General features: G+C 60.8%; 21 protein-coding genes. 17 read left to right on the top strand and 4 right to left on the bottom strand.

Features of this window, described 5'->3' with window-relative positions; translation table 11 throughout:
• Window positions 1-167 precede the first annotated feature (167 nt).
• The 6 genes from HT585_RS20100 (at window position 168) to hflX (ending at window position 7856) form a co-directional block, all read left to right on the top strand.
• The gene (locus HT585_RS20100; RefSeq protein WP_176354631.1) at window positions 168-2438 is read left to right on the top strand and encodes a sensor histidine kinase NtrY-like; all 2271 of its coding nucleotides are present in this window, start codon (window positions 168-170) and stop codon (window positions 2436-2438) included.
• Entirely contained in the window at window positions 2428-3792 is a 1365-nt protein-coding gene (gene ntrX / locus HT585_RS20105) for a two-component system response regulator NtrX (RefSeq protein ID WP_176354632.1), read from the top strand. Before HT585_RS20100 ends, ntrX begins: the two co-directional genes overlap by 11 nt.
• A gap of 52 nt (window positions 3793-3844) precedes the next feature.
• Window positions 3845-5221, top strand: a complete 1377-nt coding sequence (gene trkA / locus HT585_RS20110; RefSeq protein ID WP_176354633.1) for a Trk system potassium transporter TrkA — start codon at window positions 3845-3847, stop codon at window positions 5219-5221.
• Window positions 5222-5235: 14 nt separating this feature from the next.
• A complete protein-coding gene (locus HT585_RS20115) occupies window positions 5236-6099 on the top strand; it encodes a D-amino-acid transaminase (protein ID WP_176354634.1) in 864 nt (287 codons plus the stop codon).
• 110 nt (window positions 6100-6209) lie between these two features.
• Window positions 6210-6452: an RNA chaperone Hfq gene (gene hfq, locus HT585_RS20120; protein WP_003535434.1), complete on the top strand. Its 243-nt coding sequence runs from the start codon at window positions 6210-6212 to the stop codon at window positions 6450-6452.
• A 78-nt stretch (window positions 6453-6530) separates the two neighbouring features.
• On the top strand, window positions 6531-7856 hold the full coding sequence (gene hflX / locus HT585_RS20125; protein WP_176354635.1) for a GTPase HflX: 1326 nt from the start codon (window positions 6531-6533) through the stop codon (window positions 7854-7856).
• Between the two features lie 30 nt (window positions 7857-7886).
• Here hflX and mazG read toward each other — a convergent pair whose 3' ends face one another.
• Together mazG and HT585_RS20135 are read right to left on the bottom strand one after the other, a co-directional pair.
• Window positions 7887-8720: a nucleoside triphosphate pyrophosphohydrolase gene (gene mazG / locus HT585_RS20130; RefSeq protein WP_176354636.1), complete on the bottom strand. Its 834-nt coding sequence runs from the start codon at window positions 8718-8720 to the stop codon at window positions 7887-7889.
• 4 nt (window positions 8721-8724) lie between these two features.
• Window positions 8725-9312 (bottom strand): deaminase, encoded by a 588-nt coding sequence (locus HT585_RS20135; protein ID WP_176354637.1) that lies wholly within the window; start codon window positions 9310-9312, stop codon window positions 8725-8727.
• A 232-nt stretch (window positions 9313-9544) separates the two neighbouring features.
• Between HT585_RS20135 and cysG the strand changes: the two genes are divergently transcribed.
• The 6 genes from cysG to scpC all read left to right on the top strand — a co-directional run bounded on the left by cysG (window position 9545) and on the right by scpC (window position 16271).
• Entirely contained in the window at window positions 9545-10999 is a 1455-nt protein-coding gene (cysG, locus tag HT585_RS20140) for a siroheme synthase CysG (RefSeq protein WP_176354638.1), read from the top strand.
• A gap of 10 nt (window positions 11000-11009) precedes the next feature.
• Complete coding sequence (locus HT585_RS20145; RefSeq protein WP_176354639.1) at window positions 11010-11324, top strand: DUF2849 domain-containing protein; 315 nt, start codon at window positions 11010-11012, stop codon at window positions 11322-11324.
• A gap of 14 nt (window positions 11325-11338) precedes the next feature.
• Entirely contained in the window at window positions 11339-13012 is a 1674-nt protein-coding gene (locus tag HT585_RS20150; protein ID WP_176354640.1) for a nitrite/sulfite reductase, read from the top strand.
• Window positions 13013-13029: 17 nt separating this feature from the next.
• The gene (locus tag HT585_RS20155) at window positions 13030-13530 is read left to right on the top strand and encodes a DUF934 domain-containing protein (protein ID WP_176354641.1); all 501 of its coding nucleotides are present in this window, start codon (window positions 13030-13032) and stop codon (window positions 13528-13530) included.
• 147 nt (window positions 13531-13677) lie between these two features.
• A complete protein-coding gene (locus HT585_RS20160) occupies window positions 13678-14490 on the top strand; it encodes a ferredoxin--NADP reductase (protein WP_176354642.1) in 813 nt (270 codons plus the stop codon).
• A 278-nt stretch (window positions 14491-14768) separates the two neighbouring features.
• The gene (scpC, locus tag HT585_RS20165) at window positions 14769-16271 is read left to right on the top strand and encodes a succinyl-CoA:acetate CoA-transferase ScpC (RefSeq protein ID WP_176354643.1); all 1503 of its coding nucleotides are present in this window, start codon (window positions 14769-14771) and stop codon (window positions 16269-16271) included.
• A gap of 4 nt (window positions 16272-16275) precedes the next feature.
• On the opposite strand, the gene HT585_RS20170 is transcribed toward scpC, so the two are convergent.
• The gene (locus HT585_RS20170; RefSeq protein WP_176354644.1) at window positions 16276-16893 is read right to left on the bottom strand and encodes a GntR family transcriptional regulator; all 618 of its coding nucleotides are present in this window, start codon (window positions 16891-16893) and stop codon (window positions 16276-16278) included.
• Window positions 16894-17153: 260 nt separating this feature from the next.
• Here HT585_RS20170 and HT585_RS20175 point away from each other — a divergent pair, with 260 nt between their 5' ends.
• From HT585_RS20175 to HT585_RS20195, 5 genes are read left to right on the top strand one after another with little or no spacing between them, the layout of a single operon-like run.
• Window positions 17154-18407, top strand: a complete 1254-nt coding sequence (locus tag HT585_RS20175; protein ID WP_176354645.1) for a ferric reductase-like transmembrane domain-containing protein — start codon at window positions 17154-17156, stop codon at window positions 18405-18407.
• Window positions 18408-18446: 39 nt separating this feature from the next.
• Window positions 18447-21674, top strand: a complete 3228-nt coding sequence (locus HT585_RS20180; RefSeq protein WP_176354646.1) for a c-type cytochrome — start codon at window positions 18447-18449, stop codon at window positions 21672-21674.
• A gap of 31 nt (window positions 21675-21705) precedes the next feature.
• Complete coding sequence (locus HT585_RS20185) at window positions 21706-22587, top strand: OmpA family protein (RefSeq protein WP_176354647.1); 882 nt, start codon at window positions 21706-21708, stop codon at window positions 22585-22587.
• A 3-nt stretch (window positions 22588-22590) separates the two neighbouring features.
• Window positions 22591-24144 (top strand): caspase family protein, encoded by a 1554-nt coding sequence (locus HT585_RS20190; protein ID WP_176354648.1) that lies wholly within the window; start codon window positions 22591-22593, stop codon window positions 24142-24144.
• On the top strand, window positions 24141-25661 hold the full coding sequence (locus HT585_RS20195; RefSeq protein WP_176354649.1) for a caspase family protein: 1521 nt from the start codon (window positions 24141-24143) through the stop codon (window positions 25659-25661). The genes HT585_RS20190 and HT585_RS20195 overlap by 4 nt, the downstream gene beginning before the upstream one ends.
• 75 nt (window positions 25662-25736) lie before the next feature.
• Here the strand turns inward: HT585_RS20195 and HT585_RS20200 are convergent, their stop codons facing one another.
• On the bottom strand, window positions 25737-26513 hold the full coding sequence (locus HT585_RS20200) for an amino acid ABC transporter ATP-binding protein (protein ID WP_077498313.1): 777 nt from the start codon (window positions 26511-26513) through the stop codon (window positions 25737-25739).
• Window position 26514: the final 1 nt, after the last annotated feature.

Here is a 26514-nt window from a genome sequence, read left to right on the forward strand (position 1 = left end):
ACGTGTTATGACCGCCGAATCGAGCGGTGTTGCGCTGCTTTGCCAAGCTCTGGGGGCTGTGGCTGATACGCAACAGCTCCGATTGACGGTCCGGTCAATACCTTGACCCGGGATGTGCGTGAGAATTGCTGGTGTCGATAGACGCCGGTCGGGGGAACGTTTTTTACATGGTGGATGCAATGGCCTTGCCGCTGGGCACAGATGACGGACTGGCGGCGCACGACCGTCGTGCGTCCTTTGCCTTCCCGGGCCTCATGCTGGCGATCGGCGCACTCGTCTGCGCTACCCTGTCTCTGCTCGTTCTGCTTGGGCTGACGCCGATTCGTCTGGAGCGCAACGTTTTCATCGCCTGTGCCGCGATCAACGGCCTGTTCGTCGTCGGCCTGATCTATCTCATCGTGCGCGAAATTCTCAGGCTGCTGCGGGCGCGTCGCAAGGGGCGTGCCGCCGCGCGGCTTCATGTCCGCATCGTCGCGCTGTTTTCGATCGTCGCCATCACGCCCGCCATTCTGGTCGCAATCTTCGCCAGCATAACGCTCGATGTCGGACTTGACCGCTGGTTCTCGCTGCGCACGCAGGCGATCGTTCGGTCTTCGATCAGCGTCGCTCAGGCCTATGTTCTGGAGAATGCCAGCTATCTCCAGGGTCAGACCGTTTCGATGGCCAACGACCTTGAGCGCAACCGGCAGCTCTATAGCCTCGACCGCACCGGCTTTACCGAACTTATGACGCGCCAGGCCAGGGGGCGCGGCATGCTCGGGGCCTTCCTCGTGCGGGCAGACGGCAGCGCCATTCTGCAGGCCAACATCTCGACGGAAAAACCCCTGCCGGCCATTCCGCCGGATGCGCTCAAAAGCTCGGTTTCCGGCCAGCCGACATTGATACCGCCCGGGATTACCAATCTGGTGGGCGCTGTGATCCCGCTTGACGATATTCCCGGTACCTATCTCTACACCGTTCGCAACGTCGATCCGGAAGTGATGCGCTCGCTGCGGTTGATGGAAGAAAACACCGCCGAATATAAGACGCTTGAAGCCGGGCGCGCCTTTACGCAGATCGCTTTCGGTGTGCTCTATATCGGCTTTGCCCTGATCGTGCTGCTGGCGGCAATCTGGACCGCCATCGCCGTCGCCGACCGCATCGTTCGGCCGATCCGGCAGTTGATCGGTGCCGCCGACAGCGTTGCGGCGGGTAATCTCGATGTCGTCGTGCCGGTGCGTGCCGTCGATGGCGACGTCGGCAATCTGTCGCGTACGTTCAACAAGATGGTTTCGGAAATCCGAACCCAGCAGGAACAGATCCTGGAGGCCAAGGATGAGGTCGACCATCGGCGGCGCTTCATCGAGGCGGTTCTTTCAGGCGTCACGGCAGCGGTCATCGGCGTCGGCCGCGACCGGCAGATCACCATCGCCAATTCCTCTTCGGAAGAGTTTCTGAAGAAGACCGCGCCCGACCTGCTCGGTGCGAACCTGCGCGTGGTTGCGCCTGAAATCGAAGAAGTGCTGGTCGAAGCGGAAAGCCGCTACCGCAACAATTTCCGCAAGCAGATCAATATCATGCGCGGAGGAACCGAGCGTACGCTGAACATCCAGGTGACGCGCGAAGAAGGCGGCGAGACAAACGAGTCCTATGTCATCACCATCGACGACATCACCGACCTCGTGATTGCGCAGCGCTCGACCGCCTGGGCCGATGTGGCGCGGCGTATTGCACATGAAATCAAGAACCCGCTGACGCCGATCCAGCTTTCCGCCGAACGCCTGAAGCGTCGCTACGGCAAGCAGATCGATCAGGAGGACAGGGCCGTCTTCGATCAATGCACCGACACGATCGTAAGGCAGGTCGAGGATATCGGTCGCATGGTCGACGAGTTCTCCGCCTTTGCCCGCATGCCGAAGCCGACGAAGGAGAAGGCGGATCTTCGCGCAATTTTGAAGGACGCCGTCTTTCTGCGCGAGATGGGCAACAACCACATCAGCTTCATCCGCGAATTCGGCGACGAACCGCTCCAAGGCATGTTCGATGGCCGCATGCTCGGACAGGCATTCGGCAATATCGTCAAGAATGCCGTGGAAGCGATCGAGGCGGTACCGACGGACGCTGTCCGTGGCGAGCCTAAAGTGCTCGTGCGCGCGCAGCAGGATGGAGCCGCCGGCCGGTTTGTCGTCGATGTCATCGACAACGGCAAAGGCCTGCCGACCGAGAACCGGCATAGAATATTGGAACCGTATATGACGATGCGCGAGAAGGGCACGGGTCTCGGGCTCGCCATCGTCAAGAAGATCATTGAGGACCATGGCGGACAACTGGAATTGCACGACGCACCGGCCGATTTCGATGGCGGCGTCGGAGCAATGATCCGCGTGATCCTGCCGCCTGCCGGAGAAGCCGGGGGCGAAGACACTTTGAAGGGTAAGGGTACGAGCGATGGCCGCTGACATTCTGGTTGTGGACGATGAGGAAGACATCCGCGAGATCGTCTCCGGCATCTTGTCCGACGAAGGGCACGAAACCCGAACAGCTTTTGACAGCGACAGTGCGCTGGCGGCGATCAGCGACCGCGTGCCGCGGCTGGTCTTTCTCGACATCTGGATGCAGGGCAGCCGCCTCGACGGCCTCGCTCTGCTCGACGAGATCAAGGGGCGCCACCCCGATCTGCCGGTGGTGATGATTTCGGGTCACGGCAACATCGAAACGGCCGTCAACGCCATCAAGCGCGGCGCCTATGATTTCATCGAGAAGCCGTTCAAGGCCGACCGCCTGATCCTGATCGCCGAGCGTGCGCTCGAGAACTCCAAGCTGAAGCGCGAAGTCTCGGAGCTGAAGAAGAAGTCGGGTGATCCGGTCGAACTGATCGGAACCTCCGTTGCCGTTTCGCAGCTCCGGCAGACCGTCGAAAAGGTCGCACCGACCAACAGCCGCATCATGATCCAGGGACCGTCCGGCTCCGGCAAGGAATTGGTCGCGCGCATGATCCACCGCAAGTCGACCCGGTCGACCGGTCCGTTCGTGGCCCTGAACGCCGCAGCGATCACGCCCGACCGCATGGAGATCGCGCTTTTCGGAACCGAGGGAACGCCGGGGCAACCGCGCCGTACCGGTGCGCTGGAAGAGGCGCATAGCGGCATCCTCTATCTCGACGAAGTCGGCGAAATGCCGCGCGAAACGCAGAACAAGATCCTGCGGGTTCTCGTCGATCAGCAATTCGAGCGTGTCGGCGGCACGAAGCGCGTCAAGGTTGACGTCCGCATCATATCCTCGACGGCCTACAACCTCGAAAACATGATCTCCGAAGGCCTCTTCCGCGAGGATCTCTTCCACAGGCTCGCGGTCATCCCGGTGCGGGTGCCGGCTCTGGCCGAACGCCGCGAGGATATTCCGTTTCTTGTCGACATGTTCATGCGGCAGGTCAGCGAACAGGCGGGTATCCGTCCGCGCAAGATCGGCGACGATGCGCTTGCCGTGCTGCAGGCCCACGACTGGCCGGGCAACATTCGCCAGCTGCGCAACAACATCGAGCGGCTGATGATCCTGGCCCGCAGTGACGGTCCGGACACGCCGATCTCGGCCGACATGCTGCCGACCGAGGTTGGTGATACCTTGCCGAAGATCTCCGCGCAGGGCGACCAGCACATCATGACGCTGCCACTGCGCGAGGCTCGCGAAATGTTCGAGCGGGACTATCTGATCGCTCAGATCAACCGATTCGGCGGCAACATTTCCCGCACGGCCGAATTCGTTGGCATGGAGCGGTCGGCGCTTCACCGCAAGCTGAAGTCGCTGGGCGTTTAAGCGATAGATTCCTTCCGGCTGGCGGCCGCCTGTACCCTGGTGAAAGAACGACATGAAGGTGATCATTTGTGGTGCGGGGCAGGTCGGCTACGGCATCGCCGAACGGCTGGCCCAGGAAGACAATGACGTCTCGGTGATCGACACATCGGCGGCGCTCATTGCCAACATTACCGAAAGCCTCGATGTGCGCGGCTATGTCGGCCACGGCGCCCATCCGGATGTGCTGGCGAAAGCCGGTGCAGATCAGGCCGACATGCTGATTGCGGTCACACTGTTCGACGAGGTCAATATCGTCGCCTGCGAGGTGGCGCATGCGATCTTCAATGTGCCGACCAAGGTCGCCCGTATCCGCGCGCAGAATTATCTGGCGCCGGAATACGCCAATCTGTTTTCTCGCGAGAATGTCCCGATCGATGTGACCATTTCGCCGGAGGTCGAGGTCGGCCGAATGGTGCTGCGGCGCATCTCGTTTCCGGGTGCGACGGACGTCGTGCGCTTTGCCGACGACCGGATCGCCATGGTCGCGATCGAGTGTATGGAAGACTGCCCGGTGGTCGATACGCCGCTGCAGCAGTTGAGCGAGCTGTTTCCCGATCTGCAGGCAACGGTGACCGGCATCTTCCGCAACGGCAAGCTGATAGTGCCCCACTCGACAGATCAGTTACGGACCGGCGACCTTGCCTATGTCGTGTGCGACCGCGACCACGCGCGCCGCACGCTGGCTCTGTTCGGCCACGAGGAACAGGAAGCGCGCCGTATCGTCATTCTCGGCGGTGGCAACATCGGCTACTTCGTCGCCAAGGCGATCGAGGAAAACCAGCCGAGAACCCGCGTCAAGCTGATCGAGAACGATCGCGACCGTGCGGTGATGATGGCCGACAAGCTCAGCAACACCGTCGTTCTCAACGGTTCGGCGATGGATCAGCGCATCCTGATGCAGGCGGACGTTCAGGATGCAGACTTGGTGGTGGCGCTGACCAACAACGACCAGATCAATATCCTCGGCAGCATGATGGCAAAGCGGCTCGGCGCCAAATCGACGCTCGTTTTGATCAACGAACCGTCCTACCAGGATTTCGCTGGAACCGCCGGGGTCGACGCCTATATCAACCCGCGCGCGGTGACCATCTCGCGCGTGCTTCAGCATGTGCGCAAAGGTCGTATCCGCTCGGTCTACGCCGTCCAGAAGGGCACGGCTGAAGTGATCGAAGCGGAAGCGCTGGAAACCTCACCGCTGGTTGGAAAAGCACTGCGCGAGCTTGATCTGCCCAATGGCATTCGCATCGGCGCGCTCTACCGGGACAAGACATTCATCCGGCCGCACGGTGATACCAAGATCAAGGCCAAGGACCGTGTCGTGCTTTTTGCCGCCGCCGAGGCCGTGCGCCATGTCGAGCAGCTTTTCCGCGTCAGCATCCAGTTTTTCTGAGGTCAAAAAACGCCATGCCGAGAATTGCCTATGTCAACGGCGCCTATGTGCCGCACGCCGATGCAGCCATTCATATCGAAGATCGTGGCTACCAATTCGCGGACGGGGTCTACGAGGTCTGCGAGATCCGTCATGGCTTCATCGTCGATCTGACCCGCCATCTCGACCGCCTTGGCCGATCGCTGAGTGAACTTCGCATCGACTGGCCGATGAGCCGTGCGGCGCTGACCCACGTCATTCGCGAAGTCGTGCGCCGCAATCGCGTTCGAAACGGCCTGTTCTACATGCAGGTCACGCGCGGTGCCGCTCGCCGCGATCACGTGTTCCCGGCAAAGGGCACCGTTCCGACAATCGTGGTGACGGCGAAGCGCACCGATACGGCGGTAATCGCCAAGAAGGGTGCCGAAGGTATCGCGGCGATCACGGTACCCGAGAACCGGTGGGACCGCGTCGATATCAAGTCCGTCGGTCTGCTGCCGAACGTGTTGGCCCGCCAGAAGGCAAAGGAAGAGGGCGCCCATGAGGCGATCTTCGTTGATCCCGATGGCACGGTGAAGGAAGGCGCGGCGACCAATGTCTGGATCGTCGATCGCGACGGTGTCCTGCGCACGCGCCCGGCCGATCACGGCATCCTCAGGGGCATTACACGCACGACCCTTATGGATGTTGCAGGCCCCCTTGGCATCAAGATCGAGGAACGGGCCTTCTCAATCGACGAGATGCTCGCAGCGCGCGAGGTCTTCATCACTGCGGCAACGAGCATCTGTTTTCCGGTCGTTTCCATTGACGGCAAACCGATCGGCAACGGTCATCCAGGAAGCATAGCACAGAATATTCGTGAAGCCTTTTTCGACGTTGCGGAAAAGACATTGATTTGATACCAAACTGACAGAGGCGTCGGGGGAAGGGTACTTGTGACGCCTCTGATTGAAAAAATAGACAAAATGCACCGGCGCGCGACGCCGGCAAATAAGAAAGAATCGGCGCGATGGCGGAACGTTCTCAGAACTTGCAGGATCTTTTTCTCAATACGGTCCGCAAACAGAAGATTTCTCTGACAATTTTTCTTATCAACGGCGTCAAATTGACGGGCGTTGTCACGTCTTTTGACAATTTCTGTGTCTTGTTGCGCCGCGATGGTCATTCGCAGCTCGTCTACAAGCACGCGATCTCGACCATCATGCCGGGCCAGCCGCTGCAGATGTTCGAGAACGAAGAAGCCGCATCCTGACGGGACATAAGGCACATTACCAAACGGGATTCAAAGTCGTCGTCGATCATTCCGGAGCTTGAAACGCTCCGCGACGACATGCGCGCAGTCGTTATTGTGCCGGTCTTGAAGAAGACCGGCAGGCAGTCGGCTGACGCTCTCTCTGCGACCAGCACCCGCACCGACGAAAGTCGGCTTGAGGAGGCCACAGGCCTCGCCCGGGCGATCGACCTCAACGTCGTTCATGGTGCCATCGTATCTGTGGCGCAGCCAAAGCCGGGCACGCTGCTCGGCACCGGCAAGATCGAGGAGATCGGCCATATCCTCGTCGAACAGGATGCCGGTCTCGTCATCGTCGATCACCCGCTGACGCCGGTACAGCAGCGCAACCTGGAGAAGGAATGGAACGCCAAGGTCATCGACCGGACGGGCCTCATCCTTGAGATCTTCGGGCGCCGCGCTTCCACCAAGGAAGGCACGCTGCAGGTTGATCTCGCCCATCTCAACTATCAGAAGGGCCGGCTCGTGCGCAGCTGGACTCACCTCGAGCGTCAGCGCGGCGGTGGCGGCTTCATGGGCGGCCCCGGCGAAACCCAGATCGAAGCGGACCGGCGCTTGCTGCAGGACCGCATCGTCAAGCTCGAGCGCGAACTGGAACAGGTTCGCCGCACGCGGCAACTGCACCGCTCCAAGCGCAAGAAGGTGCCGCATCCGATCGTGGCCCTCGTCGGCTATACAAATGCCGGAAAATCGACGCTTTTCAACCGAATGACCGGAGCCGGCGTGCTGGCTGAGGACATGCTGTTTGCAACGCTCGATCCGACGTTGCGGCGGCTGAAACTGCCGCACGGCCGCATGGTGATCCTGTCCGACACGGTCGGGTTCATCTCGGACCTGCCGACTCATCTTGTCGCTGCCTTCCGTGCGACGCTTGAAGAGGTGCTTGAAGCCGACCTGATCCTGCATGTGCGCGATCTCTCCGATCCCGACAACCAGGCGCAGGCCAGTGACGTTCTGCGGATCCTCGCCGATCTCGGTATCGACGAGAAGGAAGCGGCGGCCCGGCTTGTCGAGGTCTGGAACAAGATCGACCGGCTTGAGCCTGAAGCGCGCGAAGCGCTGACCAACAAGGCTGCAAGCTCTGACAATACAGTCGCCGTGTCGGCGATTACAGGCGAAGGTGTCGATGGGCTGCTCGCGGAGATCGGTCGTCGGCTCTCCGGTGTCCTGACCGAATGCACCGTCGTTCTCGGCGTCGACCAGCTGCAGCTTCTGCCCTGGGTCTACGAACACGCCATCGTCGATGGTCGCGAGGATCTGGAGGACGGCACGGTCAGTCTCGATCTTCGCCTGACTGAGAACGAAGCCGTGGACCTGGAGCGGCGTCTCGGCAACGGGCCGAAGCCCGCTGCGGAAGACTGGTAAGACATTGCACCTGAGGCGTGGATTATCGCCTCAGGTCAGTTGCCGTTCGATGGCCTTGGCCGCCTGCCACAGCTCTTCCATGCGTTCCAGCGTCGCCGCCTCTAGCGTCTCGCCTTGAGCTTGCAACTCGTGCTCGATATGTGCAAAGCGTCGGCGGAACTTGGTATTGGTGCCGCGCAGCGCCATCTCCGGGTCGGCGCCGACATGGCGGCCGATGTTCACCACGGCAAAGATCAGGTCGCCCAGTTCGTCGGCGACCTTTGCGCGATCCTTTTCACGCAACGCTTGGCGCAACTCTCCGATCTCCTCCTCGATCTTGTCGAGGATAGGTTCCGGCTCCGACCAGTCAAAGCCGACCTTGGCGGCGCGTTCCTGCAGCTTTAGCGCCTCGACGAGTGCAGGGAAGCTGCGTTGGATCGACCCCAGATGACTGGCCGCGCCATCGTGCGGCAAGCCTCGGTTGGCGCGCCGCGCCTGACGTTCGGCCTTTTCGACCTGCTTGATCTCGTCCCACTGGGTCTTGACGGCCTGCGGAGTGTCCGCGTCCGAACGGGCAAAGACGTGCGGGTGGCGGCGGATCATCTTGGCCGTGACGGCCTCGACGACATCGCCGAAGGCGAACTCGCCGGCCTCTTCGGCCATGCGCGCATGAAACACCACCTGCAACAGCAGGTCTCCCAACTCGTCGCAAAGGTCATGCATGTCGCCGCGCTCGATCGCGTCGGCAACTTCGTAAGCTTCTTCGATCGTATAGGGCTTGATCGTCTCGAACGTCTGGACGATGTCCCAGGGGCAGCCGGTTTCCGGCTGTCGCAGCGCTTCCATGATATCGAGAAGGCCCTTGATGTCGCGTGATGGTTTCATGGGATCAGTTCAACGGAATGGCGTTGTCGCTTTTGCCCGACTGGTAACTGTCGGACAGGCGCTGATAGCGGCCGCGGATGCGAGCATCCTGGGTTGCAAGTTTCTCCTGCGTTGCCGGGTCTGCGTCCCTGGCGAGGGCTGCGATCGACGACGATTTCCAGAACGCGTTGTTCTGCGCGTAGCCGCCGGGCTCGAGCCGAAACACTTCCTTCAGGATCTTCAGGTCGTGCGGGATGGAAAAGCTGTCGCGCGAATCTTCGTGGCTGAAGAAGTAGTAGAAATTGTCAAAGCCCGCCCAGGTGATTGCCGACAGGCACATCGAGCAGGGCTCGTGCGTGGACAGGAAGATCAGGTCGTGCGTGTCCGGTTTTTCCGCCATCTCGTAGAAACGCTTGAGTGTATGCACTTCGCCGTGCCAGAGCGGATTTTCCGTCTCGTTGTTCGTCTCGGCGAGAACGAGAGAAAGATCGGACTTGCGCAGGATTGCCGCGCCAAACACCTTGTTGCCGGCGGCCACACCCTTTTCCGTCAAGGGCAGGATATCCTGTTCGATCACGTCGAGCAGCCGTTCGGCCAGTTCGGATTGCGTCATGTCTTCGGTCTCCGGCAAATGCGTTGCGGCATTTAACGGAGGTTACCCCTTGGGTGCAATGGCTGCCGACAGCAAGCATCGCACTATGCTCCCGGAGAGATTTGCTCAAAATGCTGCGTGGTCGAGCAAAACAATACGGGACCTCAAAGCCATTGAAATTTCTGTTTCTTCAATTGCTGTGGGCTATGCGGGATATTGGGCAGAGCCTGTAGAAGGAACAGATTGCAAGACCATGCCGCAGCAACTCTCCGTCTTCCCCGCATTCTTTCGCGTCGCGCAAAAGCGCGTGGCGGTATTCGGCAATGGCGACGAGGCCTTTGCCAAGGTGCGGTTGTTGCTCAACACCGAGGCCACGATCGTCGTCTATGCCGACGCGCCGGAGGCTGACTTTGCCACATTCCTGAGAGCGCGCGCGATCGAAACCGTGCGCGCCGCCTTCGCTCCGCAACAGCTTGAAGGCGCGATCCTCGTCTTTGCCGCGACCGGCGATGCAGGGCAAGATCGCGAGATCGTCGTTGCCGCGCGCGAACAGAAAATTCCGGCGAACGCCGTCGACCAGCCCGATTACTGCGATTTCTTTACGCCTGCGCTTGTCAATCGCGCCCCGGTTGCCGTTGCGATCGGCACCGAAGGCGCCGGTCCGGTGCTTGCGCAGATGATCCGCGCCCAGATCGATCAGATGCTGTCGCCGTCGCTCGGGCTTGTGGCAACGCTCGCCGCCAGCTACCGCGGTGCCGTCGATCGGCTCGTGCCGCGCGGTGTGGCGCGCCGCCAGTTTTGGCGTCGGTTCTTTCAGGGCCCGGTTGCCGACAAGGTCGCGCTTGGCGATGTCGCAGCCGCCCGCCGCGAAGCGTCCCGTCTGCTCGACACGGCACAGGCAGCCTCCGGTCACGTCTGGCTCGTCGGCGCTGGGCCGGGCGCTGAAGATTTGCTGACACTCAGGGCGCAGCGAGTGATGATGGAAGCCGATGCAATCGTCTATGATGCGCTGGTGCCGCAGGCGATCGTCGATATGGGCCGCCGCGATGCCGAGCGCCTCTCGGTCGGCAAGCGCAAGGGTTGCCACACGAAGTCGCAGGACGAGATCAACCAGTTGCTGGTGAAGCTTGCAGGCGAGGGCAAGCGCGTCGTTCGCCTGAAATCCGGTGATCCGCTTGTCTACGGTCGCGCCGGTGAAGAAATGGCCGCGCTACGCGAGGCTGATATCACCTATGAGATTGTACCGGGAATCACCTCTGCCTTTGCCGCCGCCGCTGATTTCGAATTGCCGTTGACATTGCGCGGCGTCGCCTCGTCATTGGTGTTCACCACCGGCCATGATCTAACCGGTGAAGTGTTGCCGGACTGGGCGCGCCTTGCCGTGTCCGGTGCGACCATTGCCGTCTATATGGGGCGCACCGTCGCGGCCTCGGTTGCCGGCCGATTGATGCAGGCGGGCTTGCCCGCGGAAACAACCGTGGCGGTGATCGAAAACGCCAGCCGCGCTGACCGCAGGCTGTTGCATGGCACGCTCAAGGACCTGCCGGATCTCGAGGGCCGCACCGAGCTTTCCGGACCGGTCATGGTCATCATCGGCGATGCCGTAGCAGGCGCGAATTTCGAGCGCTCCGAGCCGCTGGTGGCCGGCAAGCGCACGGCAACAATGATTGAAGCTGCCGCTGCGCGCAGCGAACAGCTTGTGAATTAAGGGAAACGTCATGGTGAACAAGGTATTGACGGCAAATCGGCTCTCGGATGGCATTTCCGTCTGGCTGGATGCCTCGGGCAACTGGGTCGAATCGCTCCAGCAGGCCTTCATTGCCCGCCATGCCGAGGCGGTCACGGCGCTCGAAGCGACAGGCAAGCTTGCCTTCGACGACAACAAGGTGGTGGATGCCAATGTCGTCGATGTCGAGGAAGTCAACGGAACGCTGCGGCCGTTGCGCATGCGTGAACGCATCCGCGCGGAAGGCCCCTCGATCCCCTATGCCGCCGGATATAATGGCCTCGCCGGCCCGAACTTTGCTGCCTGAGGAACCGACAAAACATGTACCGCTACGATGAATTCGATCATGCCTTCGTTTCCTCGCGAGTCGATCAGTTCCGCGATCAGGTCGAACGCCGCCTGAGCGGCGAGCTGGCCGAGGATGCCTTCAAGCCGCTGCGCCTGATGAACGGCGTTTACCTGCAGCTGCATGCCTACATGCTGCGCGTCGCAATCCCCTATGGCACGCTGTCCAGCCGCCAGATGCGCATGCTTGCCCATATCGCCCGCAAGTACGACCGCGGTTATGGTCACTTCACCACGCGCCAGAACATTCAGTATAACTGGCCTCGCCTTTCCGACACCCCGGATATCCTCGACGAACTGGCAAGTGTGGAGATGCATGCGCTGCAGACATCGGGCAATTGCATTCGCAACGTCACGGCTGACCATTTCGCTGGCGCGGCAGCTGATGAAGTTGCAGATCCAAGGCCTTATGCGGAAATCCTCAGACAGTGGTCGAGCGTGCATCCGGAATTCTCGTTCCTGCCACGCAAGTTCAAGATTGCCGTCACCGGCGCCGAGCGCGACCGCGCCGCGATCCAGGTGCACGACATCGGCCTGCACCTGAAGAAGGATGAGAACGGCCGCATCGGCTTTGCCGTCTATGTCGGTGGTGGACAGGGTCGCACGCCGATGATCGCCAAGAAGATCCGCGACTTCCTGCCGGAAGAAGATCTTCTGTCCTACACGACGGCGATCATGCGCGTGTACAACCTGCATGGCCGCCGCGACAACAAGTACAAGGCACGCATCAAGATCCTTGTTCACGAAACCGGCGCCGAAGAGCTTTCCCGTCAGGTCGAAGTAGAATTCGCAGCGTTAAGGGATACGGAGCTGAAGCTGCCGGAAGCCGATATCCAGGCCATCTCCACCTATTTCGCACCTCCGGCGCTGGAGCCGCGCGCGGAAGGCTGGGAGAGCCTGGCACGCTGGAAGAAGACCGATCCGGAGTTCTCGCGCTGGGTTCACCAGAACGTCCAGCCGCACAAGCATCCTGACTACGGCATGGTAACGATCTCGCTGAAGCCGATCGGCGGCATTCCGGGTGACGCGACCGACGCTCAGATGGAAGCGGTTGCCGATATCGCCGAGGAATATGCCTTCGACGAAATCCGCGTCAGCCACGAGCAGAATCTGATCCTGCCGCATGTGGCGCTGGCCGATCTGGAACCGATCTACCGGGCGCTCGTCGTTGCCGGTCTGGCGACGGCCAATGCCGGCCTGATCACCGATATCATTGCCTGTCCCGGGCTCGACTACTGCGCGCTTGCAAACGCACGCTCCATTCCGGTCGCGCAGGAAATCTCGACCCGCTTCGGCGCGCCCGAGCGCCAGGCAGAAATCGGCGAACTGAAGATCAAGATCTCCGGCTGCATCAATGCCTGCGGCCACCACCATGTCGGCCATATCGGCCTGCTCGGTGTCGAGAAGAAGGGTGCGGAACTCTATCAGATCACGCTTGGCGGTTCCGGCGACGAGAACACGTCGATCGGTGAAATCATCGGCCGTGGCTTCGAGCCGGAAAAGGTTACCGACGCGATCGAGACGATCGTCGATACCTATCTCGGACTGCGAAACGACCAGTCGGAGACGTTCCTTGCGGCGTACCGTCGTGTCGGCCCGCAACCCTTCAAGGACGCGCTTTACGGCGGCAGTGCACAGGAAGCCGCGTGAGGGGCTAAGGAACGGACATGACAAAAATCTGGAAAGAAACCGGTTTCGTCAGCGACGATCCCTGGATCATCGAAAACGAGGAAACCAAGGCCGGTTCGAACGAAAAGGCGATCCTCGGTCTCGAGGCGTTTCTCGCCAAGGTGGCTGAGACGGACGATTTTGGCTTGGGGGTTGTCGTCGCTCCGGCGGATGACGTGACCAAACTGGAGCCTCATCTCGACCGCATTGCGCTGGTTGCCGTTGCATTCCCGGCTTTCAATGACGGACGGGCATTCAGCCACGCGTCGCTGTTGCGCGCGCGGCTTGGTTTTGCAGGCGAGGTAAGGGCAGTCGGCGATGTGCTGATAGATCAGATCCCGTTGATGCTGCGTTGCGGTATCGATAGTTTCGCGGTAACCAATGGAACGGCCCTGAAGCGTCTGACGGAAGGTCGGTTGCCGGGTATCGCCAATCATTACCAGCCGACGGCGCGGCCCTCTGCAGACGCACGGTCCTATAGCTGGCGGCGTGTTTCTTGAAGGCTGTGCTGACCGCGACAGTGTGAAGCACGCCGAATTGCGCGAAAGCGATTATATTTGGAAGGGAATTCCTTCCCGTTGAGCGCGGCTTGGAATATCCACGTATTGTTGATAGACAGGGTCATCATTTACAGGACTGTAGCCACGATGAATGCTCCGGCAAAAACGCAAGATTTCGCGATCCAAGCACCCGCAGGTGTCTTCGTCGAGACGGTGACGAGCGTCACCCACTATACGGATCGGCTCTTCCGCTTCCGCATGACCCGTCCTGCGGAGTTCCGCTTCCGCTCCGGCGAATTCGCGATGATTGGTCTGATGGTCGGCGACAAACCCGTCTACCGCGCCTACTCGATCGCCAGCCCGGCCTGGGACGAGGAACTGGAATTCTTCTCGATCAAGGTTCCTGATGGCCCGTTGACGTCGCACCTGCAGGCGATCAAGCCGGGCGACAAGGTGCTGATGCGCAAGAAGCCGACCGGGACGCTTGTTCTGGATGCACTTGTTCCCGGCCGCCGGCTCTACATGTTCTCGACCGGCACCGGCATTGCGCCATTTGCCAGCCTGATCCGCCACCCGGAGACCTATGAGAAGTTCGAGGAAGTCATCCTCACGCACACCTGCCGCGACGTGGCCGAGCTGAAATACGGCTTCGATCTCGTTGACGAGATTCGCAACCACGAATTCCTGAACGAGATTGTCGGCGACAAGCTTCGCCACTATGCGACGGTGACGCGCGAGGATTACCCGTTCAAGGGCCGCGTGACCGACCTGATGGTCAACGGCAAGTTCTTCTCCGATCTCGGGCTTCCGCCGCTCGATCCGGCGATCGACCGCGGCATGATCTGCGGCTCGACGGCGATGTTGAAGGACACGAAGGAAATCCTTGAGGCTGCTGGCCTGACCGAGGGAGCCAACAACAAGCCGGCCGAGTTTGTCATTGAACGGGCTTTCGTCGGCTAACGGGCGACAAGAGACGAAACATCATCGCAGCATTTTGAAAGGCGCGTCACCAGATGCGCCTTTTTCACATCTGTGCGACGGTCGTGACCGGAGGACGAGCTATGCGTTTCCGGCAGCTCCGCTCTGATCAATCAGCGTACCGGCGGCCGGCATCAGGCACTATCGTTCCCCAGCATTTTGACATGGCGCGCGACCGTAGCCAGTCGGAGCGAGCGCACCAATAAAAGCGTCCGTGCCAGAGATGTTCCGGCGATGGCGGACCTTGCAGGGAGTGGCTGATGAGCCTTGAAACCAGAATTCGCCGCAAGTCGTTACATGACCGGATCGTCACGCCGGAGGAGGCGGCAGCCCTGATCAAGGACGGCATGACGATCGGTATGAGCGGCTTTACCAAAGCCGGCGATGCGAAAGCCGTGCCGCTGGCCATGGCGCAGCGGGCGGCCAAGGAGAAGTTTCGTATCACCCTGATGACCGGAGCTTCTCTTGGCCACGACATCGACAAGATGCTGACGGAGGCGGGCGTTCTTGCGCGCCGCCTGCCGTTCCAATCCGATCGCGTGCTGCGCGCTGCCATCAACCGCGGCGAAGTCATGTTCATCGACCAGCACCTGTCGGAAACGGTTGAACAACTCCGCTCCGGGCAGATCAGCCCGATCGACTACGCCGTTGTCGAGGCGGTTGCGATTACCGAGGACGGCGGCATCGTGCCGTCGACGTCGGTCGGCAATTCCGCAAGCTTCGCGATCCTCGCCAGGAAAGTGATTGTCGAGCTCAATCTCAGCCACAGCCCAGAGCTCGAAGGGCTGCACGACATCTACATTCCGGCCAAGCGACCGTCGCGCACGCCGATCCCGGTCGTCGCCTGCGACAGCCGCGTCGGCTCACCCTATATCCCCATAGAGCCGGACAAGATTGCAGCGATCGTCATCACCGAAAAGCAGGACAGCACTGCCCGCATCTCGCCGCCGGACGCCGAGACCATTTCGATCGCCGGGCATCTCATCGGCTTTCTTCAGGACGAAGTGCGCAAGGGTAGGCTCGACATGACGCTGAACCCGTTGCAGGCGGGTATCGGCGTCATAGCGAATTCGGTCTTGAGCGGCCTCGCCGACAGCCCGTTCCACGATCTGCGCATGTACAGCGAAGTGCTGCAGGACAGCACATTCGAGCTTTTCGAGGCCGGCAAGCTGAGCTTCGCCTCGGCTGCATCGATGACACTCAGCAGCACCTGGGCCGATCGGGTCTTCCGCAATATCCGCGCCTATAAGGACAAGGTGATCCTGCGGCCGCAGGAAGTCAGCAACCACCCGGAGATCATCCGCAGGTTGGGCGTCATCGGGATCAACACCGCGCTTGAGTTCGACATTTACGGAAACGTCAACTCGACCCATGTCGGCGGTACCGACATGATGAACGGCATCGGCGGCTCGGGCGATTTTGCCCGCAATGCGTTCCTGTCGATCTTCGTCGCCAAATCCGTTGCCAAGGGCGGAGCCATATCATCCGTGGTGCCGATGGTTTCCCATGTGGATCACACTGAACACGATGTCGATATCCTCGTCACCGAGCATGGGCTTGCCGACCTGCGCGGACTGGCGCCTCGTGAACGCGCGCCGGTCATCATCCGCAATTGTTGCCACCCGGCCTATCGCGAGCTTCTGGCGGATTATTTCAAGCGCGCGGTGGCAACGCGGGCGGGACAGACGCCGCATATCCTCGAGGAAGCCTTTGACTGGCATGTACGCCGGTTGAAGACCGGCAGCATGCTGACGGGTGCTTGAAGGGCTAATCCTGCGCCAGGTAGGTCATCAGTGATGACATGGCGGCGGCCGCGCCCTCGGCATCGGCAAGCATGATGGCGTCGATCACCGCGACGTGGCGTTCGACCGAGCCGCGCATCCTTTCGACGGAGGCGCCAGCAAACCAGATGCGCCGGGCGTGGGTCTGCAGCGGGGCGAGGGAAGCGGTCAGGAACCTGTTTGGGCAGGCCTCTTCCATCAGTTCGTCGAAGGCCTTGTCGGCGACAAGGAACCTCTCGAGATCGTCCGCACTGGCACACTGGCGCATCTCGGCGGCGCATTCCCCCATTGCTCGCCGTGCATCTGTGTCGGCGTGCTCCGCGACCAGGGCAGCTGCAAGCGGTTCCAGCATCAGACGTGTCTGCATCAGATGCAGCCGATCTTCCGGCTTGATCGTCGTTATCTGCAAGCCGACACGCGGGAGAACCTCCATCAATTCCTGCCAGGCAAGTTTCTGAATGGCTTCACGCACCGGCGTGCGGCCATGCCCGGCAAGCTCGATCAACTGTCTTTCCGTCAGCAACATGCCGGGCGGAAGCTTCAGCGTCACGATCAGTCGCTCAAGCGCGAGATAGGCGAGGTGGGCCTGGGAATGAACCGTCATGCGCACCTCTTGGCTTCTGATATATCAGAGCTTGCCATAATTTCTGGGCGATGGCAAACGAACCGAGGGCGTCTAATCAGGAAGGATTATCCTAACCGTGCCCATAGTCAGGAATCAGTAAAAGCTCTAGATTTCAATGACCTGAATAAATTTGGTCTATCGGCCGTTCCAGCCTTGAATGATGTTGACGAAGGGGAGACGGCTTGTCAGTCTCCTCTAAAAAGGACGTCAGACATCGACGTTGAGGGGCTTGGGCTAAGGTGGGTGCGTTTCTGGTCTGGTCGCTGATTGCGTTTGCGGGGCTGCTTGCCGTCCCGGCGGTCAGCCATACCAACGGACAGACGACATTCTCGCTGATGGCGTCCTCGATGGCCTTCGTCGGCATGGCAATCGCGCAGTTCATGGCGGCGCGTCCGCCCGTTATCGAACCGCTGTTCGGCGGGCTCGACCGCATCTATCACCTTCACCGCCGGATCGGCATTTGCGTGCTGGTGCTCATCCTCATCCACTATTTCCTGACGCCCGATTTCAAGGGGCTGTCGTTTCCGAGCGGCTTGAACCAGCTTGCGGCGTCTGCCGGAAAATATGCCTTCTACGCACTGGTGGCGCTGCTTGTTCTGAGCCTCGTCAAGATCATTCCGAAGACGAGGATCGAGATTCCCTACCATCTGTGGCGTTACACGCATCGGTTCATCGGGCTTTTGTTCGTGCTCGTCGCGTTCCACCAGATGTTCATCAAGCGTCCCTATGACAGCACGGCCTTGCTGGCCATCTATCTCAACGGGTTTGCGGCATTGGGGATCCTCAGCTACGCCTACACGCAGCTTCTGCCTTGGCTGAGGACACGTCGCTATGAGGTTTCCGATGTCGTCAGGCATGAAGGCGCAACGATCATTTCAGCGCGTCCGAAGTGGCGGGCACTTCGCGCCAAGCCAGGGCAATTCGGCTTCCTGCGTGTGCTGAAGACGGGTCTGCGCGAGCCGCACCCGTTCACGATCGCAGGCATCGACGGCGACGGCACGGTGCGGTTCGCCATCAAGCCGCTCGGCGACTATACCCAGGCGCTGCGCGATAGCGTCGCCGTTGGTGACGAATTGAAGCTCGAGGGGGGATATGGCCGGTTCAACCATCGCCGCGGTGCCAAGAAACAGATCTGGCTTGCGGGCGGCATTGGTGTGACGCCGTTCCTTGCCATGGCCCGGCACCTGAAAGGCGACGAGGGCCAGGACATCCACATGGTCTACTGCGTGCGCGACCGAAAGGAAGCGATCGGTCTTGAAACCTTCGAGGCACAGGCGGAAAAGCTCGGCAACTTCAGCTTCGTGCTGCACGATTCGGCCAGGGATGGACGGCTGGACGCCGCCAAGCTTGCAGCAGGCAGCCTCATTGACCCGGCCGAGGCCGACCTTTGGTTCTGCGGCCCGGCGCCGCTGAGGGAGGCGATCGTCAAGGGCTTGAAAGAGCTTGGAAAGAAGCCGCTCCGCGTGGAGTTCGAACAGTTTCAGTTTCGATAGCAGTTTAATTGAAGATTTTTCGATTGAGGGAGTACGGCCATGCGCAACCTGCGTGAAATGCGAGAGAACGTCTCGTCAAGTGCCGGCATCCGCAAGAGGAACGGATCGCTGCTGGCTGCCGGTCTGTTGGCCGCAATGCTCTGTCCCGGCGCCGCATCGGCGCGCGACGCTTTTGCCGAGGACGCCTTCTCGACCTACAAGGCGAATATCGAAAACGGCAAGTACATGTTCAACGCAGCCGGCTGTGGTGCCTGCCATGGCTCGGGCGATGAAACCGAGCTTTTGTCCGGCGGCATGGAGATGAACACGGCGATCGGAACCTTCTATGCGCCGAACATCTCGCACCATGCCAACGGTATCGGGGGCTGGAGCAATGCCCAGTTTCTCAATGCGGTGATGGTCGGGCTCGACCGCGACGGCAACAATCTCTATCCGGTCATGCCCTACACGTCCTATGGCGGGATGAAGCCGGAGGACGTGCTTGATATCAAAGCCTATGTGGAGACCTTGCCGCAGTCGGATGCGGCCTCCAAGGAACATGAGATCGCTTTTCCCTTTAGTCGGCAAACGACGATAACCCTATGGAAACGCAGCAATTTTAACGTTCCGGCCTATCAGTCGCGCGAAGAGACGCAGATGGAGCGCGGCCGCTATCTCGTTGAAAATGTTGGCGGCTGCGGCGACTGTCACACGCCGCGTACGACCACCTATGGGCTTGACCTGGAACACGCCTATCAGGGCGAGAAGGGGCTGACCGGCGCGGTCGCACCCGATATCGGCAGGGCGAAGATGGCGGGGCTTGCTGCGCCGGAGGTGTTTACCACGGGCCTCATCGATGAAGGCAAGAAGCTATCCGGCGCCCCGATCAGCGATCCCGTCATGCGGCGCATCGCCAAGGGACTTTCGGCGCTCAGCGACGACGATCGCCGCGCGATTTATGCATTTCTGTCCGATCGTGAGGTCAAGGCACCGGCGCCGGTGGCGCAGTCTGTCACGGCAGTCTGCAAGGAGACCACCGCCTCGGCTGCATTCTCTGGCGACAATGCGGCACTCGCCCAACAGGCGGATGCCTTTATCGGCAAGTACTGCCGCAACTGCCATGGTCCGGGGGAAAGTTCTCAAGGCAGCTACCCCGCAGGGGAACTGACATCGATCGCCGCCGATGCCAATTTCGTCACGCCGGGCAACGCTGCTAAATCACGCCTCTTCACCTCGGTCACGAGCGGCCGCATGCCGCTTGGCAAGCGACCGGCGGAGGAGGAGGTCAAGGTGCTCGAGGACTGGATCAATTCGCTCAGTGAAAAGAACTTGCCGCAGACGGCGGCCGCCAAGCCGGATCGATCGCGCCCGATGCTATCCTACGACCAGTTCGTCGAAGCGGCGCTCAAGGATATCTCCAAGGTCAGCGCACTCGATCGTCGGCACGTGCGCTACTTCTCTTACCGCGACCAATATAACGGCATGATGGGTTGCGAAGACGACGCCACGTTCATGAAGCGCATGGATGTGCTGGCGGGCGGCTTCAAGAAGCTGCTGAACTCCTTGTCCTATGGTCCGAAGCTTGTCGTGCCGGCGGAGGTGGACGGCACCAACGGCCTGCTCGTGCGTGTCGATCTGCGCGACCTGCAGTGGGATGCCGCCGACTATGATTTCCTGGTCCAACGCTACTTCTACGGCGTCGATCCGAAGAGTGATACCTCGCTTCAGGCGCTCTCCACCGAGACACAGACAGAGCTGCCGATCATGCGCATCGATTGGTTCATGAGCAATGGTGCCCGGCCGGAGATTTACAACAGGCTGATGAAGTTGCCGACGCATATCGGCGAGCTGGAAACGCGCTTCAAGATCGATGTGGACGACAACATAAGGCGGCGCAACGTTCTACGCGCCGGATTTGCCGATGGGTCCTCGGGTGTTTCGGACCACAACCGCATGCTTGAGCGGCACGACATGCCGTTTGGCGGATACTATTGGAAATCCTACGATTTCGCTGGTGATCTCGGCAAACAGGTGCTGAAGCGTTTTCCCCATGGGCCGAAGGAACTGGGCACACTCGATGCCGGTCTTGTGCCGTTTGAACACGATGGCGGCGAAATGATCTTTTCGCTGCCCAACGGTTTGCAGGGCTATTATCTGTCGACCGCAGCGGGAAAACAGCTCGATGTCGGGCCCACGACGATCGTCTCGTTCCGCGAGCGGCCGATCGGCAAAGGGGTCGAGATCGTCAATGCCCGATCCTGCTTCGATTGCCACGCCGATGGCATTCTGTCGAAGCGCGATCAATTGCGCGACCACATCGCCACGTCAACGCTGTTCAGCAAGGATCAGCAGGATGTGCTGCTGGCGATGTATGTGAAGCAGGAGGAACTGGATGAGGCCTATCGCAAGGATCGCGAGCGCTTCGTCGGGGCGCTGCAGAAGTTGGAAGTGACTGAACCGACACCGGACGGCGGACTACAGAGCAAGCACGCACCCGGCGACGCGGAGATCGTCACCTATTTCGCCGACAAGTATGAAGACGAACTCGACTTCGACGGTCTGGCGGCGGAATTCGACATGACGCCGCAGCAGTTTTCCGAAGCGGTCAAGCGGGTGACCGATGTGAATGTCCTGCGCCTCGGGCTGGATTGGGTCACGACGCTCGAGGCCGGCGGAACCGTTCCGCGCAACGAGGTCGAGCAGCAATATGCCCTGTTGCTGGAACCGCTCGTCCAGCGTCGCCCGCTGGATACCAGCGCAATCGTCGTTGCCGGTGCCGAGCAGCAGCCGGAGGCAATGCCGCAGTCGGTGGCTGCGGCGGTGCCGGACTACCGCAAGCAGGAGACGGCGGACGGCGGCAAGCTAAAGCTTGCCCTGAAGGTGCCGACGACGACGGCCAAGGTCGGCGACCAGCTATCCTTCGAACTCACGGTCAATCAGGCCTGCGAACTGCAGATCCTCTACGTCGAGGAGAACGGCAATGTCGAAGTCATCCCGGACGAGATGATCGGCAACACGACGCTGCAGCCCGGCGAAAGCAGGCTGATCCCGCAGCCTGGGACCGGTACGCTGACCTTCGATACGGCAGCGCCCGCCGAAACCATGCTTGCCTTCTGCCGGGTGGGCGGCTTGGCGGAGCAGAAGCTCACATTGGAGAAGGCACGCGAATATGTCGCCCAATCGAAGTTGCCGCCGACCCGCGGGCTGGCGGTCAACCTCGCCAAGAAGGCGCAGGCGGATAACGGAGCGAGCAGCGTGCAGATGGTAACGTTCGAGATCAGGGAATAGCGCTAAGGCAATGGGAAAGCTGGTTAAAAGATTGATCTTTGCTTCCGCCGTGCTGTTGCCGCTCGCCAACCAGGCCAGCGCCTGTGACGCGCTGGCCAAAGCCTCCGAGGCCCTCAACGAGGGCGACGAGGCCGGGGCACGGTCGGCTGCCGCGCAGCAGAGCACGAAAGCTTGTTCTGATACGGAGGCAGCGCTTACCCGGCGCGTGGCGGCGCTTGCGACTTTCAATCGCATTGCCAACGCGGTCGGAGGTGGCGCGCCCCTTGAAACGTTCCAAATTGAGCTTGAAGCGGTGCGCAACGATGGCGGTGGACCATGGCAGATCCTCGACGCGCTCGGGGATATCGATCGGGCGCGAAAGAAATATGAAAGCGCGGCGACCTATTACCAGCAGGCGCTTGAGGATGCGGCCAACGAGCAGCTGACCCCGGACTGGATGGCGCCGGACAATGCCTATATTCTGCGCCTCGACCGGCTTGCCTCGGAGATGCGGCTTGCTGCAGCCAGGCCGGTGAAGCTCGCGATGCGCGGCGCCTGCAAATTTTCCTATCGCGGCGTATCGATCCGTAAGAAGGCGACGCCGGTTCGCTATGTTTTCGGGACTGCCGAGTTCACGCCTGAAGGGCTGCAATCAGCAAAGGATCTGTTCGAGTGCCTGAAATCGGCAAAACCCGCGTCGATCACCCTGATTGGCCACACGGATCCGGTGGGCAGCGCAGAAGCGAACAAGACGTTGTCGCTGGCGCGTGCCGAAGCTCTCGCGCACTATCTCGTGGACGCTGGCTACAAGGGCACCTGGACCACGGTCGGCAAGGGTGAGGAAGAGCCGTTCAAGCCGGATGACCCGAGCGCTTATGACGAAGCGATGCTGCACCAATTGGATCGCCGGGTTGAAGTTGATGTGGAGAAATAGACGGTGCTTCACAAGGCTCTGATTTCGAGCGTGATCGTTGGGGTGTCGGCTCTGCCCGCCATGGCCGCCACGTCAGCGCTTGTCGTCGGCGTCGATATCTATCCACATGAAGTGAGCCTCGACGGCGCCGCCAAGGATGCGCGTGACGTGGTGCAGGCGTTGAAGACGGCGGATGTCGGCACGATCCGCGAATTCATCAACGAGCAGGCGACCAAGGGCGCGATCCGTACCGCGTGGCTGGAGCTTGTCACGGCCGCAACAACAGGCGACACGATCATCTTCACCTATGCCGGGCATGGCGCCCAGATGCCGGAGCTTGTTGCCGGCAGCGAGCCGGATGGGCTGGACGAATTTTTGGAGCTTCCGGGTTTCGATCGCAGCCGGGCCGCGGAGACGGCGAAGGAGATCATCGTCGACAATGAGCTCAATGCCTGGTTCGCCGAAGCCGAGGCCAAGGGCATCCAGGTGTTGTTCGTTTCCGACAGCTGTTACTCCGGCGGTATGAATCGGTCGATCTCCGGCAAGACGCGGCTTGCGCCGACGGTGCGGGCACAATTGCCGCCGCCATCGCAGGAGGCGGTTTCCGGCGCCGCGGTCAAAGACGAGGATCTGGCGCAGGTGACAATCCTTGCCGCATCGCTTGAGAGCCAGCCAACGCCGGAGGTGGTGATCGAAGGCGAGCCAAGGGGCGCGCTGAGCTGGAGTTTCGCCCGTGCGCTTGAGGGGGCTGCCGATCGTGATGGTGACAGTATGATCTCGCGGGTCGAGCTTGAGGATTACGTGTTTTCCAACGTCAAGCTCCAATCCGAGGCTCTGCAAGTGCCAAACTTTACGCCGCAGATTCCGCGATCAGATAGGGAAATCGTCCTGTCGTTGCCCAGAAGTGCTACGCTGGCCGCAGGCAACAGTGCTGCCGCAACTCGCCGGTCTGTAAAGCTGAAACCGGCCCGGGACATGGGGTGGACGGGCAAGCTGGCGCTCAGCGTCGATGGCGTGTCGCTGACGCTTCAGAATGTCGGTGGCAGCGGCGTCCCCTATCGATGGGATGCTGTCAGCGGCACATTCTACACGCCGAACGGCGATGTCGCGGGCGAACACGTTGCCCCCGATATGGTGCAGGGGGTGGTGGACAAGTTCATCCTCCTCGATTTCCTGAAGGCTCTCGCCGCGCAGAACCCCGGCAAAGTCTCGCTGACGCCGGCCAAGGACATCTATTCGTCAGGGGATCGCCTGAATTTCGATGCGCCGCAATCCGGATACGCGAACATGTTGGTCGTCAATCTCGCAAATACCGGGGAAGTCCAACTGCTCGATGCCCAGATCGCTGGCTCCGGCAGCCATGTGTTCAAGCTGACGGACCTGGAAGTGGTCAAGCCTTTCGGCGCCGATCATCTGGTGGTCGTCTCGACGAACGCTCCGATCGATGCGGTGGCTGCTGCCCTCGCGAGCCCTGGGGTAGACGCGTCCAGGTTTTTGCGTCTCCTGGAAGAACGGCTGGACGGAACCGACAGTGCCGTCGCGATCCAGCCGCTCTACACCCGGGAGCGCGGGCAATGAGCGTCGACATCAGGGCCTGGTCTTTGCTGTTGCCGCTTGTCGGCTTGGGGATGGGTTCGCCCGCATTGGCTGCGGACCGAGCCTTGCTGATCGGGATCGGAAGCTACCATAACCTGCCGCCCAAGCTGTTCCTGCACGGGCCGAAAAACGACCTTGTTGCCATGGAGGGGCTGCTGGCCGGCATTCTCGGCTTCGATCGTTCTGCCATTCGCGTCCTGAAGGACGGGCAGGCGACGCGCGCGACCATCCTGTCGTCGGTCGAGGAGTGGCTGATCGCGGGAACAGAACCCGGAGACCGTGCCTATCTCTACTATTCAGGTCACGGTCTCCAGGTCGCCGATATCGATGGCGACGAGGCTGACGGTTTGGATGAGGCGCTGGCGCCCTTCGATGTGGTCGCCGGGACCAAGGATTGGGACGGTGCCGTTACCGATGACGATCTCGATGCCATTCTCGACCGTTTGAAGGGCAGGGCGGTGACCCTGGTGATCGATGCGTGTCACTCGGACACGATTTCGCGGTCGCTGTCGGGGGAGGTATCCGCCGGCATCGACGGCGCCCGTTTCTTGGCGCGGCCCGAGGCGAAGCCGGTCGAACAGGCGCTGACACGTGGGCTTCGCATCGACCTTGGTGTCGTCGACAAGCCCGGCCGCGCCAAAGAGAGCGGTATCGCCGCCTGGAGTGCAAGCGCACCCTACCAGGTGGCGTGGGACGATGTGAGGCTGCCGATCGAAAGGCGCCACGGCGTTTTCACGGAAGCCTATGTCGCGGGGCAAGTGGGGGCGTCGGCAGACGCCAACGCCAATGGGCTGACCAGTAACGCCGAACTTTTCGAATATGTCGCGGCGCAATCTGCCGCTTTTTGCGCATCGCAGCAGAAATGCGAGACGCTCGACCCACAATTTGAAACGAAAGCGCAGAACCTCGGTGCCAGTGCGGTCGTTCCGGTACAGGCAGGGACTGAAGCGCCGGCACGATATCAGCCCGTTGCCGCCGATGGTGCCGCCCCGACAAGTTATCAGGTTGCAAATGCAGTCGATGCGGTCGGCGATATCGTCGGCAAGGCCGATGCTGGCGACGTGCGTATCAGCATCGACCGGCCAACCACGATGAAAGCCGGTGACGTGTTCAAGTTGACGGTCGCAAGCAAGGTTGCCGGAAGTCTCATACTTCTCGATGTCGGCGCGAATGGTGCCGCAACCCAGATCTTTCCCAATGAGTTCGCGCAGAAGATTACGCCGCTTGCCGCCAACGTGCCACTGACGTTACCGGACGAATATTATGGCTTCGACTTCGAAGCGTCGGGAGAAGGAGAGAGTGCATTCGTTGCGCTGGTGGTCAGCGACGCCGTCGATCTGGCTGACGTTGCGCCGAAAACACGAGGGCTGAAGATCGAGCTCAGTGCGCGAGAAACGCTAAGCGAAATCGTCTCGCGGCTGCAGCAGGCCTGGACTGACGACCTGGACAAACGCGGCATCCGCTGGTCGGTCGGCACGCTACGCTATCACGTCGAATGATTATTTCTGCGGCAGATCGGATAGCAAAAAGCCCGCCGGAAAGGCGGGCTTTCTGTTTGAAATCCTTAGCGATTCCTAGTGCAGGATCTGGCTGAGGAAGAGCTTCGTGCGCTCATGCTGCGGATTGTCGAAGAACTCGGCCGGCGAGTTCTGTTCGACGATCTGGCCCTGGTCCATGAAGATCACGCGGTTGGCGACCTGACGGGCAAAGCCCATTTCGTGGGTCACGCACAGCATGGTCATGCCTTCCTCGGCAAGGCCGACCATGGTGTCGAGCACTTCCTTGACCATTTCCGGGTCGAGCGCCGAGGTCGGCTCATCGAACAGCAAGATCTTCGGCTTCATGCAGAGCGAGCGGGCAATTGCCACGCGCTGCTGCTGGCCGCCCGAAAGCTGGCCCGGATACTTGTGGGCCTGCTCGGGGATCTTGACGCGCTTCAGGAAGTGCATCGCGATTTCTTCGGCCTGCTTCTTCGGCATCTTGCGGACCCAGATCGGTGCAAGCGTGCAGTTTTCGAGAATCGTCAGGTGCGGAAACAGGTTGAAGTGCTGGAACACCATGCCGACTTCGCGGCGCACTTCATCGATCTTCTTCAGATCGTTGGTGAGCTCGATGCCGTCGACGACGATCTTGCCCTTCTGGTGTTCTTCCAGCCGGTTGATGCAGCGGATCATCGTTGATTTACCGGAACCCGATGGGCCGGCAATGACGATGCGCTCGCCCTTCATCACCTTCAGGTTGATGTCACGGAGAACGTGGAAGTCTCCGTACCATTTGTTCATTCCGCTGATTTCGACCGCAACGTCAGTCGCGGATACGGTCATCTTGGAAACAGTGGCTGCATTGGCCATG

Origin of the sequence: Ensifer oleiphilus (genome assembly GCF_013371465.1) — a bacterium.
GTDB lineage: Bacteria > Pseudomonadota > Alphaproteobacteria > Rhizobiales > Rhizobiaceae > Ensifer > Ensifer oleiphilus.

Coding starts and splice junctions, on each gene's coding strand:
- HT585_RS20100 (WP_176354631.1), top strand. CDS start 168: ATGGTGGATGCAATGGCCTTGCCGCTGGGCACAGATGACGGACTGGCG.
- ntrX (WP_176354632.1), top strand. CDS start 2,428: ATGGCCGCTGACATTCTGGTTGTGGACGATGAGGAAGACATCCGCGAG.
- trkA (WP_176354633.1), top strand. CDS start 3,845: ATGAAGGTGATCATTTGTGGTGCGGGGCAGGTCGGCTACGGCATCGCC.
- HT585_RS20115 (WP_176354634.1), top strand. CDS start 5,236: ATGCCGAGAATTGCCTATGTCAACGGCGCCTATGTGCCGCACGCCGAT.
- hfq (WP_003535434.1), top strand. CDS start 6,210: ATGGCGGAACGTTCTCAGAACTTGCAGGATCTTTTTCTCAATACGGTC.
- hflX (WP_176354635.1), top strand. CDS start 6,531: ATGCGCGCAGTCGTTATTGTGCCGGTCTTGAAGAAGACCGGCAGGCAG.
- mazG (WP_176354636.1), bottom strand. CDS start 8,720: ATGAAACCATCACGCGACATCAAGGGCCTTCTCGATATCATGGAAGCG.
- HT585_RS20135 (WP_176354637.1), bottom strand. CDS start 9,312: ATGACGCAATCCGAACTGGCCGAACGGCTGCTCGACGTGATCGAACAG.
- cysG (WP_176354638.1), top strand. CDS start 9,545: ATGCCGCAGCAACTCTCCGTCTTCCCCGCATTCTTTCGCGTCGCGCAA.
- HT585_RS20145 (WP_176354639.1), top strand. CDS start 11,010: ATGGTGAACAAGGTATTGACGGCAAATCGGCTCTCGGATGGCATTTCC.
- HT585_RS20150 (WP_176354640.1), top strand. CDS start 11,339: ATGTACCGCTACGATGAATTCGATCATGCCTTCGTTTCCTCGCGAGTC.
- HT585_RS20155 (WP_176354641.1), top strand. CDS start 13,030: ATGACAAAAATCTGGAAAGAAACCGGTTTCGTCAGCGACGATCCCTGG.
- HT585_RS20160 (WP_176354642.1), top strand. CDS start 13,678: ATGAATGCTCCGGCAAAAACGCAAGATTTCGCGATCCAAGCACCCGCA.
- scpC (WP_176354643.1), top strand. CDS start 14,769: ATGAGCCTTGAAACCAGAATTCGCCGCAAGTCGTTACATGACCGGATC.
- HT585_RS20170 (WP_176354644.1), bottom strand. CDS start 16,893: ATGACGGTTCATTCCCAGGCCCACCTCGCCTATCTCGCGCTTGAGCGA.
- HT585_RS20180 (WP_176354646.1), top strand. CDS start 18,447: ATGCGCAACCTGCGTGAAATGCGAGAGAACGTCTCGTCAAGTGCCGGC.
- HT585_RS20195 (WP_176354649.1), top strand. CDS start 24,141: ATGAGCGTCGACATCAGGGCCTGGTCTTTGCTGTTGCCGCTTGTCGGC.
- HT585_RS20200 (WP_077498313.1), bottom strand. CDS start 26,513: ATGGCCAATGCAGCCACTGTTTCCAAGATGACCGTATCCGCGACTGAC.